17 protein-coding genes are annotated in these 18999 nt (G+C 44.3%); 1 reads left to right on the forward strand and 16 read right to left on the reverse strand.

Annotated features, from left to right (window positions below):
- Positions 1-73: 73 nt before the first annotated feature.
- The 16 genes from KB559_RS16790 to KB559_RS16865 all read right to left on the reverse strand — a co-directional run bounded on the left by KB559_RS16790 (position 74) and on the right by KB559_RS16865 (position 17341).
- Entirely contained in the window at positions 74-2368 is a 2295-nt protein-coding gene (locus KB559_RS16790; RefSeq protein WP_211023098.1) for an ATP-dependent DNA helicase, read from the reverse strand.
- A 265-nt stretch (positions 2369-2633) separates the two neighbouring features.
- Positions 2634-3089 (reverse strand): DUF6630 family protein, encoded by a 456-nt coding sequence (locus tag KB559_RS16795; RefSeq protein ID WP_211023099.1) that lies wholly within the window; start codon positions 3087-3089, stop codon positions 2634-2636.
- 28 nt (positions 3090-3117) lie between these two features.
- Positions 3118-4092, reverse strand: coding sequence for a hypothetical protein (locus tag KB559_RS16800; protein ID WP_211023100.1), 975 nt, complete (start codon positions 4090-4092; stop codon positions 3118-3120).
- Positions 4093-4102: 10 nt separating this feature from the next.
- Positions 4103-5539, reverse strand: coding sequence for a hypothetical protein (locus tag KB559_RS25210; RefSeq protein ID WP_348772932.1), 1437 nt, complete (start codon positions 5537-5539; stop codon positions 4103-4105).
- A gap of 267 nt (positions 5540-5806) precedes the next feature.
- On the reverse strand, positions 5807-6277 hold the full coding sequence (locus tag KB559_RS16810) for an SMI1/KNR4 family protein (protein WP_211023101.1): 471 nt from the start codon (positions 6275-6277) through the stop codon (positions 5807-5809).
- A 20-nt stretch (positions 6278-6297) separates the two neighbouring features.
- A complete protein-coding gene (locus tag KB559_RS25215; protein ID WP_247681898.1) occupies positions 6298-8946 on the reverse strand; it encodes an HNH endonuclease in 2649 nt (882 codons plus the stop codon).
- A gap of 15 nt (positions 8947-8961) precedes the next feature.
- Entirely contained in the window at positions 8962-9897 is a 936-nt protein-coding gene (locus KB559_RS16820) for a DUF4176 domain-containing protein (protein ID WP_211023102.1), read from the reverse strand.
- A 25-nt stretch (positions 9898-9922) separates the two neighbouring features.
- On the reverse strand, positions 9923-10195 hold the full coding sequence (locus tag KB559_RS16825; RefSeq protein WP_211023103.1) for a WXG100 family type VII secretion target: 273 nt from the start codon (positions 10193-10195) through the stop codon (positions 9923-9925).
- 629 nt (positions 10196-10824) lie between these two features.
- The gene (locus KB559_RS16830) at positions 10825-11343 is read right to left on the reverse strand and encodes a hypothetical protein (RefSeq protein ID WP_211023104.1); all 519 of its coding nucleotides are present in this window, start codon (positions 11341-11343) and stop codon (positions 10825-10827) included.
- Position 11344: 1 nt separating this feature from the next.
- On the reverse strand, positions 11345-11554 hold the full coding sequence (locus KB559_RS16835; protein WP_211023105.1) for a CdiA C-terminal domain-containing protein: 210 nt from the start codon (positions 11552-11554) through the stop codon (positions 11345-11347).
- Positions 11555-12535: 981 nt separating this feature from the next.
- Complete coding sequence (locus tag KB559_RS16840) at positions 12536-12805, reverse strand: hypothetical protein (RefSeq protein ID WP_211023106.1); 270 nt, start codon at positions 12803-12805, stop codon at positions 12536-12538.
- 15 nt (positions 12806-12820) lie between these two features.
- Positions 12821-13180, reverse strand: coding sequence for a hypothetical protein (locus KB559_RS16845; RefSeq protein ID WP_247681899.1), 360 nt, complete (start codon positions 13178-13180; stop codon positions 12821-12823).
- Positions 13181-13501: 321 nt separating this feature from the next.
- Positions 13502-14023, reverse strand: a complete 522-nt coding sequence (locus KB559_RS16850; RefSeq protein WP_211023107.1) for a hypothetical protein — start codon at positions 14021-14023, stop codon at positions 13502-13504.
- The gene (locus KB559_RS16855) at positions 14024-15877 is read right to left on the reverse strand and encodes a CdiA C-terminal domain-containing protein (protein WP_211023108.1); all 1854 of its coding nucleotides are present in this window, start codon (positions 15875-15877) and stop codon (positions 14024-14026) included.
- A 278-nt stretch (positions 15878-16155) separates the two neighbouring features.
- Positions 16156-16776 carry a CPBP family intramembrane glutamic endopeptidase gene (locus KB559_RS16860; protein ID WP_211023109.1) on the reverse strand — a complete coding sequence of 207 codons (621 nt, stop codon included), beginning with the start codon at positions 16774-16776 and terminating at the stop codon, positions 16156-16158.
- A gap of 16 nt (positions 16777-16792) precedes the next feature.
- Positions 16793-17341: a GNAT family N-acetyltransferase gene (locus tag KB559_RS16865; protein ID WP_211023110.1), complete on the reverse strand. Its 549-nt coding sequence runs from the start codon at positions 17339-17341 to the stop codon at positions 16793-16795.
- Positions 17342-17470: 129 nt separating this feature from the next.
- Here KB559_RS16865 and pdxR point away from each other — a divergent pair, with 129 nt between their 5' ends.
- Positions 17471-18952: a MocR-like pyridoxine biosynthesis transcription factor PdxR gene (gene pdxR, locus KB559_RS16870; RefSeq protein WP_211023111.1), complete on the forward strand. Its 1482-nt coding sequence runs from the start codon at positions 17471-17473 to the stop codon at positions 18950-18952.
- Positions 18953-18999: the final 47 nt, after the last annotated feature.

An 18999-nucleotide genomic window follows, 5' to 3' on the forward strand; every position in this document is an offset into this window, starting at 1 on the left:
CACAAAAAGTTCAAACGCTTGATTCCCCACATTCTATTCACGTATACATGAAAACATGCTAGAGTATAGCCTTCTATCGCCATTCTTCGGGCAGCAACCTATTGTAGTGCGGATGAAGGTAACGGTCGTCTATTAGTAACAGCACTCCATGATCATTCTCCGAGCGAATAAGCCGGCCTCCGGCTTGAAGCACTTTGTTCATTCCCGGAAAAACATAAGCATAATCGAACCCGTCCTTGCCCTGTTCATTAAAATAATCCCGGATGATGTCCCGCTCCAGGCCGATTTGCGGCAGCCCGACACCAACCACTGCAACCCCGGTCAACCGGTCGCCGACCAGGTCGATCCCTTCGGAAAATATGCCGCCCATCACCGCAAAACCCACCAGCGTTTCCTTATTATCCGCATCAAAGGCGGCAAGAAAATCCTCCCGTTCCTGTTCGGACATCGCCCCTTGCTGCACCAGGAAGCGAACGTTCTCCATGGGCTCGGCGGTCACTAGTTCATAGATAAGATTCATATAAGCGTAGGAAGGAAAAAAATACAGATAGTTGCCGGAACGCCCGAGGGCCAGCTGTCTCAGTAACTCCGCAAGCGCATCTTTGGTCTTCTCCCGATCCCGGTACCGGGTCGAGAGCGGATGGATGGTCACGTCCAATTGCTCGCGGGCAAACGGCGACGGAATCGAGACCGTATAATCCTCCGGCGTTGCGCCCAGCATGTCCCGGTAATAGGACAACGGCGACAAGGTAGCGGAGAAGAGAATCCGGGAACGGAACCCTTTTCCCATTTCCCGCAATAGGTGCGAGGGATCGAGGCAGAACATTTTAATTCTCAGATCCTTGGCCGTGACCTCCGCATAAGTAACATAGCGTTCGTCATACAATTTACCGGTTCGGACGAAGCTCTGTGCGGAAAAATAGGTTTGCAGCAGCAGCGCCGCATCCTCAGCGGCCGCCCCGGCTCCCGGTCCGGGTGAGGCCAGCTCCTGCTCCGCATGGAAGATGAATTCCTCGACCAGGTTGAGCAATTCCTCCGGCTTGTTCCGGTCGATGCGGTGCGGTCCTTCCGTCTCTTTCCGCAGGGCGATGAAGAAGCCGTTGACCGCTTTGGCCGCGTGGTATAATGCGGCATTCATCCCTTTGTATCCCCGCTGCAAGGCCAGAAAGTCGGCTTTGTTCAATTCCGCCGAGTACATCTCGCGCGCCCGGTCCACGAGGTTATGGGCCTCGTCCACCAGCAGTGCCGTCCGGCTCTTTTGCTCGCCGAACATTCTTTTTAAGGACACTTTGGGGTCAAAAATATAGTTATAATCGCAGATCACCGCATCCGCCGCATAGGCGAGATCCAGCGAATATTCAAACGGGCAAACCCGATGCTTGCGGGCATACTTCTCAATCACTTGCCGCCCGATTAACGTCTCATGAGTCAAAATATCCAGCACGGCGCCATTAATCCGGTCGTAGTATCCATCCGCAAACGGGCAGTCCTCTTTTCGGCAGCTAATCTCTTCTTGGAAGCAAACTTTGTCCTTTGCCGTAATCGTAACGGCATGCAGATGCAGCCCGCCCGCCTGCATAAGCGCGAAAGCCTCCTCGGCCGCGGTCCGGGTAATCGTCTTGGCGGTCAGGTAAAACAGATGCTGCAAATGTCCCTCCCCGATCGCTTTGATTGCAGGAAACGTGGTGGAGATCGTTTTTCCGATTCCGGTAGGCGCCTTGGCGAACAGACTGACTTTCTCTTCAATCGTTTTATAGACGGCTCCCGCCAGTTTCCGTTGTCCGGCGCGGTAGTTCTTGAACGGAAAGGAGAGTTGTGAGATGCTGCGATCCCTGGCTTCCCGGTGTGTGCGAATCATTTCGGCGTATGGAGCGTATTGCCGAACCACCTCTTGAACGAAAGACTCCAATTCGGCATAATCCGCCTCTTGGCGATATCGTTTCAGTTCACCGGTCGGAAGCTGCATGTATGTCAGCTGAATCCTCATCCGCGGCAAGCCGCGCTCCCTGGCTACCATATACGCATAGCATTTGGCCTGCGCCCAATGCACCGGATACGTCTCTTCCGTGATGAGCGCCAGATCGCCTGAAGTAGACTTGATCTCATCAATCGTCATCAGCCCGTCTTCTTCCGCAAGCAGCCCGTCGCAACGTCCATCCACGACAAAGAGGAAATCCCCGCAAGGAATCTCCGCCGATACATAAACTTCTTTCTGGTCTGCCTCCCCATACTGTCGCTGTACCTGTTGATGGGCCTTCGTCCCCTCGACCAACGTGGTCATAGTGCGGAACCCGCTGGACAGATCGCCACTGCTAAACACATACTCCACCAAGGGTCTTACCGCTATATTTATCACCGGATTGGTCATCTTTTCACCTGCCGTACTTTAGTAGAACATTTGTTCTAAGTATAGCATAGGTGGGGGAGGAACTGTAATGTGGGGGCAATTCATTATACGGAAATTACATAGTTTATATGTGTTATTGGTTGAATGACGGGGTCATCGGGCACTGGGTAACCCCCATTGAATTTCATTAAACATAGTACATATAATAGAAACTTCCTTACACTAAAAAGCGATGAATGGTATTCCATTCACCGCTCTAATCCACAGTCAAGATAGAAAATCTCAGCTAGCTATAATATTGTATGTACCTCTCTCGTTCAGGTATCCAATCATCTACAAGCAACTCCACTTGAAGCAGTTTGTCCTTGTTCTCCAACTTTGTAATAAACAAAGCATAGAAGTCGCCTTCCGTTGGATACGAAAATAATCCATAATCCTTTGGAGAGAGGAGTTTGTTCGTTTCAGTTATTTTATCAGGAAGATATTCATACTCGATGCTCCCCAATTCCTCAAGCTCTTCCATCGTAGCTAACGTAATCTGATGAGAGAGTTCATAATCCATAATGTAATTTACGATTTCCTGATCGTGCTCTCCTTTATAATCCAGATACAGAAACCTTTTGGTAGCGAGTCCATGATCTAATATCAAAGAATACACACTCTGTGGTGCCGTGCTATTTAAAATCAAATCGACATCCTGTCCATCTTCAAAAATAATCGGCACAATATCCTCTTCCCTCACGTTTTACACCCCCACCTGATCTTAGAGATTATTCAAATAAGTTCCCCAGCTTATTGGGAATGTACTCTAAGTAGTTCTTGCGGTAAAAATGATCAATTTGCCGAAGTAGCGGATCCCATTCCGGATAAGGCTCTGGGTCTCGGATTTCCATATTAGCTTCAGGAGTACTCATCAAAAAATCGTCGAAGGACTCGGGATTGGGTAAACCCCGCTGTTTACGAACATAAAGAAGGAATAGAATTTCGTACGGATAGAAAGCATACCGAAAATCGCCAAATTCAATCGATTGACCTAGTTCTGAGGCAAAATTGGAATGGTATTCTATCATTTTACGAAGCAACGCTTCAATTTCCCCTAGATCAGATGTTGACCAATGCGCCAATACTTCATCGTAAATATCAAGGTTTTCAGGTATTAAGTCATATCGCAAGCCTGATCTTTGAAGCTCTCCCATCACGGCAGGATATACATTACTTTTGGTTTGAAAAATTGTTTTGTCTCTATACTGAAGATATAATTCAAGTAAAAACCAAGTATGTCTATTACAGTCGTTCGCACTTAAAAACGGGCTGCCCAGATGCTTCTCGATGAACCCAAAAAACTCAACCTCTTCTTTCTCCCAGCCATACATCGTGAAATGAACCAGAGCTGTAATGACATCAACAAAAGTGTACTCTGCCATCATATTGGGATATCGTTCTTTATAAAGATCCTGAGCCATGCATTGATAAAAGACTACCATTTGCATTTTCTTTAGATCCTCAGCGCAATTTCCTTGATTAATCAATACTGCGTTTTTCCATTTCGATAAGTAATACGAGAAAATGGAGTCCAAATCTATTAACAATATATGATCATTCTCTGTGGAGTTCTTATCTATAATCGAATTAATTTCGTCCTGAATCTCTTCATAATCACTCTTTACATCTTCAAATTTTATTCCCTCTACAAAATTTTTACTATATCTTCTGAAGGCGAATTCTAGTTTCTTAGAGTTTACCATTATATCCTCCTTAAGAACCGTCAATTTTCTTATTCCAATCCCTAATCTTTAGTTCATCTACTCCAAATCCAATCCTAGTAATTTTAACATCTGTTTCTACCCTAATATAATCATATATCAATCCAGGATTCTCCTTCTTTAATTGTTTTAGTTTTCTATTAAAATCCCCGTATCTCGGATCTTTACTCTTTAGCATATCTTGAAAATATGCTTCTCCACCCAGCTTTTGTTTATCAGAATATTGAAAATTGGCAGAGGCCGAAGCTTTTGATTCTATCAACGTTAACTTTGGGGGTGGACCCTTTGACAGGAATGCCGCATCTATTCCATTTCTCCCCACTTGGAACATTTCTGAAATGTCGTCACCCAGACCACTATCTCTGGCTACTATTTTCGCAACTTCTTCTCCAAAGTCACCTTTATCGTGACTGAAATTTTTTGTATTATCGATTTTACGTTCATACTCCTTTCCACCTGATAAGACAAAGCTGTCGCTAATCTCATCCACGGTGTTTAGCTTGTTGGCTAGCTTTCTTCTTTCGCGTTCAAGCTTTTTAAGTTCTGCGGTATTTCCTTCTAATTTCAAATTAGCTATCTTCTCATCTAAATCATTAATTTCCTTCTCGATCGCCTGCGTCTTACTAACAGTCGAGCCACCTTCAACCGTCCCCTCAATCCCCTTCCCCTCCACCTTCCCGCGCTTAGGATTAAATATATCCGAGAGGCTCGGCGGCACGATGCCCATTTGGCTTTGGCGGATCCACCACTCGCTGAAGGCGATGTTCAGTTTTTCGGTTACGGCGTGAACCTTCATCTGGAGTTGGTCGTGGCCCTTTTTGACAGCGGCGATCAGGTCCTCGGCCTTTTTTGCCACATCGAAGATTTGAATACGGCTCCAGACTTCATTGCCCTTTTTGGTAATGAACGCTATGGCCTGCTGGCCAAGGTTTATCGCCGCACTCCCCATCTCTTTGGCCCGGTCTACCACTTTGAGAATATCGACTTTATTGACGAGTTTGGAGATTTTGACCCAAAGCTTGCCCCCGGTGGCCGCCCAGCCGGCAAACGGAATACACGCAGCAAGGGAAAGGCCGGCATTGACGTAATCTTTCCTTAATAAGTAGATTAGCGCATTAAGTCCATCAGCAATTTCACCTATGGCCGGAATTAATCCGAGGATATCTAATGCAAATTGTACGGTATCCAATACAGCGATACCAACCTTTTTTAGACCGTTCAGCAGTTTGTCTTTGTTATCAACAATCCAGTCGACCATCTGCTGCACGCTTGCCGCGATCTTTTCATAGCACTTTTGGATTTCGGCGGCGAACCTGCCGTAGAGATCCGTAAACGCATCCTTCGTCTTATTAAAAAAGCCCACCGTGTCCTGGGCAAAATTGCCTAGTTTGTTCTTGATCTGCTCCCCCAGACTTACCACGGTTTGCACGGCGGTGTTCGGAACCCGGCCTGAAGCTGACTTCCACTTCACTCGCTGAGCTAGGAAGCGAAGAATGGACGGATTTTGGGCAGGCAAAAAAAAGCTCATTCCTACTCATAAAACAAGTTGGAAAGAGCTTTTGAAGTTTATCAAGTGTTTGAATTGTTTTGTGTTTGATTTGTTGGTTGTATTGGCGATCTTGTTACTGGGATTGTAAATGCGCTTACACAAATCTCGACAGACGTGAAGATTTATTAATGGTCTGAAATGCACTATTTATTGGATCTTTGAAATGAACTCACTAAAAGTATCTGCTACAAAATATGTTATTGGTTCTAGCTCAGCAGATTTTTCATTATCCCACACGCACACACTAGGATTTTTTCTGTCTTTTGTAAAATCCAGACATACAAAATCACCCGCAAACAATACTAAAATTGGTAAAATATCAACACCAATTAGGTCTTCATTATCAGTCAATCTATCCTCAAGTTGAGTCAGTGTCACATCAATATCATACATGCCTAACACACTTTCTCTAGGTGCATTCAATAAACATAGAAAACGGTCGATCGCATACTCACGACCATTACATTCAAAAGCCCCATCTTTCGTTCTGGCTCCATTATTTTCTTTTAAAAACTTCACATAATCTATTGGGAGGGCAACTCTCCAATATTTCTCTTTTCTTTCGAATAGCTCATCCGTTGGTAATGGATAAATTATACTGGCTTTATCAATTAACATAATCATTTCCTCCTTTTATTTTACCTTGGAGTATCTGCCCACATACCAGTTGACCTGCCACCATTATGGAGTGTAATATTATGAATCCCAAACGGAACCAATTCCATCTTTCCAGGTATCTCAGTGTGATGCCAAGTATACCCCTCACGGTAACCTCCAATTTGTTCATCTAGCCATTTAAATTGCTCTCTATCTGACAATTTCCAAAAACTTTCTGGTAGATAAACTGTTTCCTTAACTACACCTGCACCAGCAAAATCAGCAAATCCATATCGCATGCCTTCTACTTCTTTTACTTTGATTTCTGGAATTAGTCCCTCCGAAACAGCTTTTCCTTTAATAAGGCGTTTTTGTTTTATTGTTAAATTCTCGCCACCTAATATATCTTCGTTCCAAGACCAAGGTTTATTGGAATTTATTCGTTCTGTATATAATTTAGCATAATCATCCAAGACCTCGTCAAATTTCTTTGCACCCTTAACAAAATCCTCTATATTATTTAGATTAGCTTCTTTATAACCTTCACCCGTCCCCTCAATCCCCTTACCCTCCCCCTCAAGCTTCCCGCGCTTAGGATTAAACATATCCGAGAGGCTCGGTGGCACGATGCCCATTTGGCTTTGGCGGATCCACCACTCGCTGAAGGCGATGTTCAGTTTTTCGGTTACGGCGTGAACCTTCATCTGGAGTTGGTCGTGGCCCTTTTTGACAGCGGTGATCAGGTCCTCAACCTTTTTTGCCACATCGAAGTGTTGAATACGGCTCCAGACTTCATTGCCCTTTTTGGTAATGAACGCTATGGCCTGCTGGCTAAGGTTTATCGCCGCACTCCCCATCTCTTTGGCCCGGTCTACCACTTTGAGAATATCGACTTTATTGACGAGTTTGGAGATTTTGACCCAAAGCTTGCCCCCGGTGGCCGCCCAGCCGGCAAACGGAATACACGCAGCAAGGGAAAGGCCGGCATTGACGTAATCTTTCCTTAATAAGTAGATTAGCGCATTAAGTCCATCAGCAATTTCACCTATGGCCGGAATTAATCCGAGGATATCTAATGCAAATTGTACGGTATCCAATACAGCGATACCAACCTTTTTTAGACCGTTCAGCAGTTTGTCTTTGTTATCAACAATCCAGTCGACCATCTGCTGCACGCTTGCCGCGATCTTTTCATAGCACTTTTGGATTTCGGCGGCGAACCTGCCGTAGAGATCCGTAAACGCATCCTTCGTCTTATTAAAAAAGCTCGTCACGCCCTGGGTAAAGCTCTCAAACTTGCTCTTGATGCTCTCTCCGGTGCTGACCACCGTTTGCACGACATTGTCCTTGAAACGGCTGAAGCTCGTCTTGACCTCCTTGGCCGCAGTGGAAATAGCACCCTCTATGTTCGAGAATACCTCTTTCCCCTTCTTCTTAATCATGTCCAAGGCCTGCTTGCCAAAGGCCACGGCTGCATTTCCAACCTCCTTGGCTTTATCCACTGCAAACTGTACGGTATCCTGAACAGCAATACCCACCGTCTTTAGACCGTCTACCACGAGGTCTTTTTTTTCTAGGAGCCAGTCGACCATCTGCTGCACGCCAGCCGCGATTTTTTCATAGCACTTTTGAATTTCAGCGGCAAACCTGCCGTAGAGATCGGTAAACGCATCCTTCGTCTTTTTAAAAAAGCTCGTCACGCCCTGGGTAAAGCTCTCAAACTTGCTCTTGATGCTCTCTCCGGTGCTGACCACCGTTTGCACGACATTGTCCTTGAAACGGCTGAAGCTCATCTTGACCTCCTTGGCCGCAGTGGAAATAGCACCCTCTATGTTCGAGAATACCTCTTTCCCCTTCTTCTTAATCATGTCCAAGGCCTGCTTGCCAAAGGCCACGGCTGCATTTCCAACCTCCTTGGCTTTATCCACTGCAAACTGTACGGTATCCTGAACAGCAATACCCACCGTCTTTAGACCGTCTACCACGAGGTCTTTTTTTTCTAGGAGCCAGTCGACCATCTGCTGCACGCCAGCCGCGATTTTTTCATAGCACTTTTGAATTTCAGCGGCAAACCTGCCGTAGAGATCGGTAAACGCATCCTTCGTCTTTTTAAAAAAACTCACCCTGCCCTGGGCAAAACTCCCCAGTTTATTCTTGATCTGCTCCCCCAGGCTGACTACGGTTTGCACGGCCGTGTTCGGAACCCGGCTGAAGCTGACTTCCACTTCTCTCGCTGCGCTCGGTACCGAAGAATGGACATCTCCTATCTTTGTATCTCCTAGCCCGCTTGGGCCTCCCACTCTTTTAGACAAGTTCGCGGCGCCAGGGGACAAGTTACTTGCTACAGGGTTGATCGCGACTGTAATTTTATGCTGGCGAATCAGCTGTTCCTCTCTTTTCGCTTGCTGAGCGTATTCCCTTGCGACATTGTTCAATCGTCGGCTTAACTCACTACTGCGATCCTGAAGCGCTTTGACGGTCTGTCTCGTCTGATTCAATTGATGCTGCAATTCATATGCCTTACTGGTGACGCTGCTGTAAGAGGAGTAGTTTCTACGGATGGATTCGAGTTCTCTTTCAACTCGGTCTGAGGTTGTTCTGCAGGTGTGAGTGACTTGTTCTCCATATTTCTCGTAATTTTTCGACAAATTTTCCAGAACGTTGATTTGCACATTAATTTTCGTTCCCATAGGAGACCCATCCTTTTACGACTCAGGATGCAGCGCAGCGCTGAGCGTTTTGACGAATTGGACTTCTTCCTGGTCTTTTAAGCCGAGATGCTCAATGACCTCGATTTGCTCGCGGTCGAACAAAAAGGTATATTCCGGGCCTAAATTCCCCTCCGGATACAAGCAGCCGGCGTAATCCCACACCTTGCCGCTGTGCGCCTCGCTCTGCCCTCTGCCGTAAATCATCAGACGCTTTCCGGTATCCTTCAGAAGAACCACCGTACCGATGGGCAGCAGCTCCGGCGCACGGTCTTCCTTCATCCGCTCAGCCGCGATCTGAATCCGGTCCTCCAGAACAAAAATACCGTCGATCCACACCTTGAGCTGCCATTGGCCTTGAGGCAAGTCGGCTTCGAGGGGCAGCCAGAACCACAGCTTCGCTTCCTTCTCATCCTCCGGCTGGATTAACATGCTCTCCGCAAACCGGTCCAATTCTCCGTGGGGCGTGTACCACCCCACCGTTACGCTATGTATGCCCGTAATATTCTGAAACCCTAGGCCCAACACCGCCTTTTGGTCCGCATCCAGAAAAAAGCTCCGCTTGACGGCCTCCAGTCTTTCGCTGATATAGTTATTCAAGCTGTAGGAACTGACCTCGACATTGTATTGTTCATGGTTATAAAGACGATCGCCGGTCTCCTCATCCACGAGCATCACTGACATGAGCTCTCCCGTTTCGTGAGGGATGTACAAGTTCGCTGTAGGATCATTAATCGTCATCTCGCCATTGATCACCAGCTTATACAGACTTTGTCCGGCCGGAAAATCAACTTCGATTTCCCACTGTCCCGCCTCGTTTCTCTCAAACAAATGGGTATCCTTATTCCATTCATTAAAATCCCCTGCCACACTCAGTGTGCTAATAGGAAGCTGTTCTGCTTCTTCGTAAACCAGCTTCTGCTTGTGCTTCACATGATCCACCTCTCCCGTAATAAGATTATGTTTTGGCCGAGACCTTGGCCTTAAGGGCCTTATCCCTGTCTGCCGCTTGGATGCTGGCTTCCAACGCCCTGGCCACTCTTTTCAATTGGTCGATTTCCCTTTGAACCTGATCGGCGTTCGCTTTTAACTCTTCATGACACTCCTCGAATTGCTGCCGCGCTGCGCCCGACCATTCGCTTTTTGTCAGATTGGCCTTCCGATTCATGTCCCGGGTCTGTTGTTCTATATCATAGCCCATCCTGCTGATCAAGGAATCCAGATTACTCATGCGCAAGCCCCCTTGAATCTTCATCTTTATGCCTGAAATAGGTTTGGAAAACATTGGAACCTACCAAAATGATTACATTTGTATGGGGTGCTGTAAATAGGAGTTAGGTCCTACTTCTGGGTAATTAAACGGAATCTTGATTGTTGCGGGCAATTACAGATAATTCCTGACATTATTAATGGTCGGTCTATCCATCCTAGAAGGTGCGATGGCATAGACAGCTTATCTATCGGGGCGGCGTATTCTACAGTTGCATAGCATTTTCAAAAACCTGTGAGAAAACGAACATAACAAAAAACAGGTCAATCATGGTGGTAACTGACCATAATCGACCTGTTCAAAGTAAGGGAATATTCCTATTTAGGTTATAAAAGTGCGTACAACCGAAATGGAGATGCCTTATACGAGTATTACATGGGTTGTATGTGTTATTGGTTGAATGACGAGTTTATTCGGCACGGGGTGAACCTTTTTGAACAGCCGCCGCTTGTACGTTTAGGTTGTTTGGAATATAACAGCAAATAAAAAAAAGAAACCACAATCGGGCGGCTAGCTCGCATTGTGGCGTTGTTGGTTGTGATAAAGATTTACAAACCCTGATGCCATTCTACAAACAAAAGTAATTTACATTATTCTTCACTATTCTTTAAAAAATCTTCTTCTTCATAAGGATAATTCAATAGTTCTAGATTTTCTTGAGTCAAATACCATGTCCGATAATCTAAATTACTATTAATAATTAAACGCCCTTTAATTCTTTTCAATAGTGGATATGAGGTATGATCTTCAATAACCAAATCCAAATTGTTCATTCGCAATATTTTACCAATTAACTCCAACATTTTTAACCAACCAATATCAAAAGTGCTCGTTATAAATTGAATACTAATAAGAACATTTGTAGTCACACCATACGCTTCAAAATTCATTTCCCGAAAACGCTCCAAATATTCATCCTCATTATCTAAATCAATACTTATTGAAAAATAAGTGCAACGAATACTCACTTCTTTATTATCAGACCTATCTCGCACTTCTGCCTCATAGTCAATTAATTCTACAAAAAATACTTCACATATCATATCATAAAGCAACTTTCTCAAGGATTCTCTAGGTAAATCAAAACCAATAGATAACCTAAAATCCATATTATTCATACCTCCAGTACGCTCTAGTTACTTGACGATCTTCAATAATTAATAGTTCATCTAAATGTTTCAAGTCCTTGTGTGTCTGACTTATTAAATGATCAATAAGCTCCGTCCTTTTCTCAACAGGATAATCATTTAAATTTAACACTATTCTTCTTGCTTGCTTTGTAGTTTTCGCTCTGAGGGTTCTGAGAATATCCATTTCCATTGGGGACTTCATCAAGCATTGTCGTACGATATTCATTTTCCGATAGCACATCCGCAGCTTCATTTTGTCTTTCTAATCCTCGTGTATCCTTATCCTTATCCTTACCTTAGTTTGCTCCTGTTCTGTTCTCTTCGCTCCCGCTCCTCCAGTTCCCTTTTCTTCGCCTCAATTTCCTCTGGAGTTTGCTGTCTTACCTCCATCATGCTTAAAACCATCTGCTTTGGGAGCTTTCGGCGGGGTAATCCCGCTCACTTTGGATGGATCAGGTATCGGGCTTTTTAATGCCCGGGCTCTCCCAGCGGGTCATTTGTAATTTTCGTGTTAATCTCTGGTATATCCGCGTCGATCTTGGGCATGATCAAGCTTACGTTGTTGACGACTTGACCCTCGGCTCCCCCCAATAAGACTCGAGACGATTGAATATGTTGCTACTCCCGCCATCTCGCCAATCCCCTCCCATCGCTGAATTTCGGGCTTAATTAGAGGGCAGGTGGCTAGCCTTATACGTTCCCTGCCTGTTATATGTTTAACTGCTCGTCAGCAGAGTTCTTTCTTCCTGTAACAATCGCTGAAAGGTCCAATTAAGTTGCGGACGATATGAAAAAACCTTCGTTTTAGCCTTCCTACTCTTAATAGTGGCGGTATCTACCTTGAAAGATGCAATTTATTGCTACATTTCATCCTCCCTATCGGGGCGGCGTATTCTACAGTTGTATAGCATTTTGAAAATCCTGTGAGAAAACGAACATAACAAAAAAACAGGTCAATCATGGTAGTATTTGACCATAATCGACCTGCTCAATGTAACAGAATAGCGTTATTTAGGGTATAAATTTAAAGCATTTGATGTGCGTACAACCGAAATGAAGAAATTTTTATATGGGGATTTCATGGGTTAAATGTGTTATTGGTTGAATAATGGATTCGTTCGACACCCACCCCTAAAATCATGCTCCAACTCACAAAAAAATTTATTGAAGACTAGGAAATAGTATATACAACTGACCCTAATGGTATATCTATGGGTTTTATTGAATTACCAAGACATATACCTACCATTTTTTTATCAGTGGGTGAATTAGATATTTGAACTGAAACAACTTTTAATCCTAACTCCTTATGTTCAGGTGTCCGAACAACAATATTGTCTCCAATCTTATTTAATGAAGTCAGAACAGGACTAAGTCCAACTATAATAGTTCCATATTCTTTGGATTCAAACACATCTTCAACATCCATTACCTTTTCCATTGGATTCCTCCCTTATCATCTGCTTTGGATGAATAATTCATCCTTGACGTCTCGAATACGAAGCCCACCATTATTCAATCTTGTAATTGCATCCCTAAGTAGTGTCATTCTCTCAGTTGATGTTAAATCAGGAGCAAATCTAGCCGCCCTAATACTAGCCTGAGCTTCATCTAAAGCAAAGTTTCTTGCATATGTTACAGGATCAACATCATAAAGATTAAAAGCTTTTCCATTTGCGAACGCCTCGTAATGTCCAACAATTTCATGAGCTATGGTCGCTTTTCCTGAGACACGACTATTCGCACTCAAAGTTCCTAATCCGGGAGATTTAGCAGGTAATACGTCAGTATTTATATAAAGCCTGTCATACATCATACCCGTATTCCAACCATCTCTAAATACAATATTTTCTTCAGGAAGACCTAAACTCTTCGCATAATCAACCAGTTCGCTTTTTTGAGTATTGGTAATTCTAATTCATTCCTCAATCCTCTTGAAGAATACGAGTATTACATGGGTTATATGTGTTATTGGTTGAATGACGAGTTTATTCGGCACTTGGTGAACCTTTTTGAACAGCCGCCGCTAATAAAAAAAAGAAACCACAATCGGGCGGCTAGCTCGGATTGTGGCGTTGTTGGTTGTGATAAAGATTTACAAACCCTGATGCCATTCTACAAACAAAAGTAATTTACATTATTCTTCACTATCTTTAAAAAAATCCTCTTCTTCATAAGGATAATTCAGTAGTTCTAGATTTTCTTTAGTCATATACCACGCTCGATGTTCATCTAGCCTACTATTTATAAATAAACACCCATCAATTCTCTTCAATAGTGGATATGAGGAATCATCTTCAACAACCAAATCCTGACTACTAAATTGTAATAATTTCCCGATAAGTTCAAGGAATTTTAACCAACCGGTATCAAAAGTACGTGATATAAATTGGATACTAATATCAACGTTTGTATCTACACCATGCGTTTCAAGATTCAGCTTACGATAACGTTCTATATATTCATCCTCATCATCTAAATTAATGCTCATTGAAAAATATGTACAACCGACTCTTACGCATTGAGTATCAGAGTTATCCCTTACTTCTGCCTCATAATCAATTAATTCTACAAATAAAACTTCGCTTATCATATTATAGAGTAATTTACTCAATTCTTCTCTAGGCAAATTAAAACCAATAGATAGCCAAAAGTCCATTTACTCAAACCTCCAGTACGCTCTAGTTACTTGGCGATCTTCGATGATCAGTAGTTCATCTAAATGTTTTAAATCTTTGTTCGTTTGACTTTTTATAAATTCAATAAGCTCAGTTCTTTTTTCAACAGGATAATCATTTAAATTTAATACTATTCTTCTCGCTTGTTTTGTAGTTTTCTCTCTGAGGGTTCTGAGAATGTTGTTTAGTTTCGTATCTATATCCGGCGCATAACAATCATAAACCTGCCTTTCAATAATGAAGTCTGGACTTTTACCAGGATCAATACCGTAGCCGTTTCCATCAAATCCATTTCCATTGGGGACTTCATCAAGCATTGTCGTACGATATCCATTTTCCGCTAGCACATTCGCGGCCTCATTTTGTCTTTTTAATCCTCGGATATCTTTACCTTTAATAGGAGCATAATTTCCTTCTGGTTTCCCTCCCTTAGGTAAAGATGGCTTAGTGATTACAGCATTTGGTCTAATTTTAGGTGTATAAGGAATATACTTATCACTATATAGCTTGTACTCAGAGTCAGTTTTCCAGTCTACGTTTTCATCACCATATTTTGAACGGAAATACTCATCCCATTCTGTTCCAGTTCTTGGTGTCTGTGCATCACTACCCGTCCCCTCAATCGACTTATTCACCTCTGGAGTCTGCGGTGCCTCAACTGCTTTTGGCGGTTTAGTCACATCAGGACTTTGGAGTTCAGAAGGCGCCTTCGTTTCATTTCCTGTTATTTTGTCGATATCCTTAATCGGTATATTTATGTCTATCTTCGATTCTATTATAATAAATACCTTCTTAAGTCCCGCCCCAACAATACCTCCTCCAACTGCACTTGTTGCTGCGGCTATAATATTCTCCCCCACCATACCGCCGATGCGTTCCCATCTCTGGCTCGGTTTGAGTTCCTGCAGTTCTACATATACATCCTTAAGTGAGGTCCATTTATTCACTGCCGCCTTCTGAATATAACTTAGCGGATCCTTATTGAACTTACCCGCTTCCTCATTCAGATTTATATAGACCTGCTTAATTCCTTGAAGTAGAGCCTCTCCACTAGCAACCGGATGTGAAACGATTTCTGCGAATTTATCTGCTATATTGTTGATGCTATTGTCCAGCCCTATATAGAAGCCTTTGCCAAATGCCAGTACCTCATAACCGTCCAGCATGGATTCCTTATAGGATTCCTGGGCCGATCTCAACTCGTTTATTTTTTCTTCCATTCGCCGATACGCTTCGGATCGTTCCCAATATTCCAAATAATCATAAGTTACAGGATCATATCCTTTAGCCAAAGCAAATTCCCAGAAATCAAGAACATGCTCATCCATTGTAATGTCCACGCTTACTTCTCCAGGCATAACCTCATAGCCGAATTCATCCAAAAACTGACGAAGAAGCATCTTCAAATTGGCATCATTGGGTTTTACATCGTCAAGGCTTTCTACCGTCTTAACCTTCACTACCTTCTGTACCCGCTTATTCAGTTCCACCGAATTACCTGCACGAAGTTGTACCGTTTTCATGGCACTTTGGATCTTCTGTTCTGCTTCCTTTTCTACTCTGACGTAATCCTGCGCTACCCGGCGAAGCGTCTTTGCTTTACTACCTAGACGGTCATCAATGGATTGCGATAACTTTCGAATCTCCTGAAGCACCCGATCGACCTCATTTACCGCTGCTTGGACAGAAGATTCGGAATAAGCAGAGCGGGTGTCTCTAATCAATTGTGAGATATCCCGGTATACTTTAGCTGTGCTTTCCCCAATGCCCATGCGCAAACGCTCCATATGGTTTGCAAGCCCCTTGATTTGATCCGGATCTACTTTCTGATTCAACATGGCCCTCCTTTCCGAGCTTGTATTTGTCCTGACTTTCCTTCCGCATAAATACCCCTCCATTACTCCGTGTCTCTTTCAAAGTGAGGGTGATTGACAAGGATGTAATGAAAGGGGTTAATTGAAGAGATAAATTTTTCCATTTAACAGTATCTAACTGGGTATTTTACTAGAATGACCCATTTCATACAATAGCTAAGTCAAAAACAAAAAAGCCTATTCCCGCTCCTTATTTGGATGGAAATAAGCTTCTATATGATAGGATCTGTTTTCAGATTTCACTCTTTTAGTCTGATCCAATTATATTTAAAAAATAGAGTCATCAGCAGGTTCGAGAGGAAATGAATGAAGAAAGGGACTAGAATATTATCGGTTTCGGCATAAACCCAACCAAAGACCAATGCGGGCACGGTTATATTCAAGAGCATTAGCGGCTTCTTATAATATTGCACATGGAAGGCCAAGAACAGCAGTGCTGTTGCCAGAATCGCTAACCATTCCTTTTTCAAAAATAACAGCAGTCCGTTTTGAATGAGGCCACGAAACAACAGTTCTTCGAACAAGGCTGCCGAGAACATGAACAGCACTATTTTCATTAGTGAAAGATGTTGATAATTCTTGTTGGCGTCGTCAATATGCTCGGAGGATAGGCGCTTCGTGAGAATCACCCCGAGCAACAGGATTCCGGTTAAGGGAATTAAGGTATAGAGCGCCCACTCCAACGGAGACTTTTTGAAAGATAAGATATTGTGCAGGCTATACGTCCCTTGAACGACCAGAAGCATAATAACTGCAGCACAAACCAAGGAAAAGGAAAAGAACACTCCAATCGCCTCTTCCGGTTTGGATTCCCTTCTTTTTCTTTGGCCGGTCTGATCCTTCTTCAACGTTTCCTTCATCTATATATTTCCCTCTTCACTTCCTTGCCCGGAATTCATCCTCCAGCAGGCTCATTGTAATTGAATCATGATATTCATGATTATAATACAAGGCCTCTCTCTGAACACCTTCCCGTTTGAAGCCTAGCTTCTCATAAACATGCAGCGCCCTAGGGTTGTAATCAAACACGTTCAGTTCAATCCGGTGCATATTCAGAATGCCGAATCCGTAATCCAACATCAGATTTAACGCCTCCGTGCCGTAGCCTTTGCCGGTCTGGGCCAGACTGCTTATAGCAATCCGGATATTGCAGTTCCGATTATAGGGATCGATGTCCTGCAACGCGATGTCTCCTATCAGCTCGTCATTCTCGCACAGGGCAATCAGTAACAACACGCTGGAGTCATCCTGGATTTTACGCTCGATATAAGCGGAGATGCCCTCCTTCGTAAAATGCCGTTGGGTTCCTGTCAGCCTTCTTGTCTCCGGGTCGTATAAATTGTGAAAATACCATTCCGCATCCTCCGCGCCAATGGGGCGCAAATAGACCTGCTCCCCTTCCAAAAACCTTGCTTGAACCGTCATCTTTTTCATATCTCCTTCAATATAATTCTCTATAATTCTCTTGTCCCAACTATATCAAGCTGTTGTATATTAAAAAATATACAAATCTATTTAGAATTAAAGGACAGATTGATTAGCTGAGGTGATGGGATGTACCACTTACCGCGTCCGTACACGGCGAGTTCCAAGCCTGCCTTCCGGTACATGGAAATTTACGAAACGATGAAACAAGACATTATTTCGGGCGTTCTGCCGGAAGAACATCGTCTGCCTTCCATTCGGAAACAGGCTGAGTTTCTGTCCGTCAGCACCACACCCGTCGAGCTCGCGTATCAGCAACTGATTGCCGAAGGTTTTATTGAGAGCCGGCCGCGAAAAGGGTACTTTGTCGTCAAGCTGCCGGAAAGCTACGGGAAATTGAGCCTGAACAGCAGCTTTAGTGAAGGACAAGAACAAAATCAGAGAACCGGGCGCAGTCCACTTGCATCTTCCGCCGTTGAGCCTGCCTCTCTTCCGAAGCGAAAAGATTGGACATACGACTTTCATTTGTCTAAAAACGACTTCAGCCCGTTTCCTTTTTCCATCTGGAAAAGGTTATTCAACCAGCTGTTTCAACCGGAGACCGGAGACTTGCTGTTTTATGGGGAAGCCCAGGGGGAGCCTGGTCTGCGACAGGAAATTGCGTCGTATCTTCGCCAGTTTCGCGGCGTCGTCTGCCACCCCGACCGGATCGTCATTGCAGCGGAGCAGCATTTGCTTATCCAGTTTCTCGGGCAAATGTTGAAGCCTTATGGCAATGCCGTAGCCGTAGAGGATCCCGGGTATCGAATCATCCCGGCAACCTTGCGCGCCATCGGATACCATGTACACCCGATCTCTCTTGATGAGGAGGGATTGCGTCCCGATTTACTTCGCCTGAGCTCCGCACGAATCGCCAGCGTCTCTCCCTCTCACCAGTTTCCGCTGGGCATCGTCATGCCGCTCACCCGCAGACTGGAATTACTGGAGTGGGCTAAGGAAACTGACGGATTTCTGATCGAAGACGACTATGGCGGAGAATTCCGTTACCAGGGCAAGCCGGTTCCCTCTCTCCAAGGACTCCTACCGAACGATCACGTTATCTACCTTGGAGGTTTCTCTCAGGTACTGGCTCCGGATTTTTGCATCCATTACATGGTCCTTCCCGAACGATTGGTTCCGTCCTTCCATGAAATGCGGCGGGACATCATGTTCGAGGCCTCGGCTTCACGAATCCATCAGCGTACCCTGCAATTGTTTATGCAAAAGGGCTACTTCGAAAAGCATGTCCGGAGAATGCGAAACGTGTACCGTAAAAAGAACCAGCAGTTGACGGCCTCCATCCGAAATCACTTCGGAAGCCATGCCGATATCCTTGGAGACAGCGCCGGACTGCATATCATCCTGGAAGTCCGGTCGCCGCTGCCGGAGGCTGAACTGATTGCGCTGGCCGATCAGGCCGGTGTCCGGGTCTCCTCCGCCGCATTTTTTTGGAACAAACCGGAGGAACGCATAGAAAAACGCTTTATGATCGGGTTCGGAGGCATCAATATGGACCTGATCGACGAAGGCATACGTCTATTACGAGACTCGTGGGCACCCCATTTGCTTTGATTAACGTTAGCGCCATTCCTCGCTCTATCAATGTTCGGTTCAAGTCG

It is taken from the genome of Paenibacillus sp. Marseille-P2973, from assembly GCF_018101095.1.
GTDB lineage: Bacteria > Bacillota > Bacilli > Paenibacillales > Paenibacillaceae > Fontibacillus > Fontibacillus vini.

Bases quoted from the DNA above. Each gene is read 5' to 3' on its own strand.
- KB559_RS16840 (WP_211023106.1), bottom strand. From the start codon at position 12,805: ATGGAAAAGGTAATGGATGTTGAAGATGTGTTTGAATCCAAAGAATAT.
- KB559_RS16830 (WP_211023104.1), bottom strand. From the start codon at position 11,343: ATGGATTTTAGGTTATCTATTGGTTTTGATTTACCTAGAGAATCCTTG.
- KB559_RS16835 (WP_211023105.1), bottom strand. From the start codon at position 11,554: ATGGAAATGGATATTCTCAGAACCCTCAGAGCGAAAACTACAAAGCAA.
- KB559_RS16850 (WP_211023107.1), bottom strand. From the start codon at position 14,023: ATGGACTTTTGGCTATCTATTGGTTTTAATTTGCCTAGAGAAGAATTG.
- KB559_RS25215 (WP_247681898.1), bottom strand. From the start codon at position 8,946: ATGGGAACGAAAATTAATGTGCAAATCAACGTTCTGGAAAATTTGTCG.
- KB559_RS16860 (WP_211023109.1), bottom strand. From the start codon at position 16,776: ATGAAGGAAACGTTGAAGAAGGATCAGACCGGCCAAAGAAAAAGAAGG.
- KB559_RS16810 (WP_211023101.1), bottom strand. From the start codon at position 6,277: ATGTTAATTGATAAAGCCAGTATAATTTATCCATTACCAACGGATGAG.
- KB559_RS16865 (WP_211023110.1), bottom strand. From the start codon at position 17,341: ATGACGGTTCAAGCAAGGTTTTTGGAAGGGGAGCAGGTCTATTTGCGC.
- pdxR (WP_211023111.1), top strand. From the start codon at position 17,471: ATGTACCACTTACCGCGTCCGTACACGGCGAGTTCCAAGCCTGCCTTC.
- KB559_RS16845 (WP_247681899.1), bottom strand. From the start codon at position 13,180: ATGATGTATGACAGGCTTTATATAAATACTGACGTATTACCTGCTAAA.
- KB559_RS16790 (WP_211023098.1), bottom strand. From the start codon at position 2,368: ATGACCAATCCGGTGATAAATATAGCGGTAAGACCCTTGGTGGAGTAT.
- KB559_RS16825 (WP_211023103.1), bottom strand. From the start codon at position 10,195: ATGAGTAATCTGGATTCCTTGATCAGCAGGATGGGCTATGATATAGAA.
- KB559_RS16800 (WP_211023100.1), bottom strand. From the start codon at position 4,092: ATGGTAAACTCTAAGAAACTAGAATTCGCCTTCAGAAGATATAGTAAA.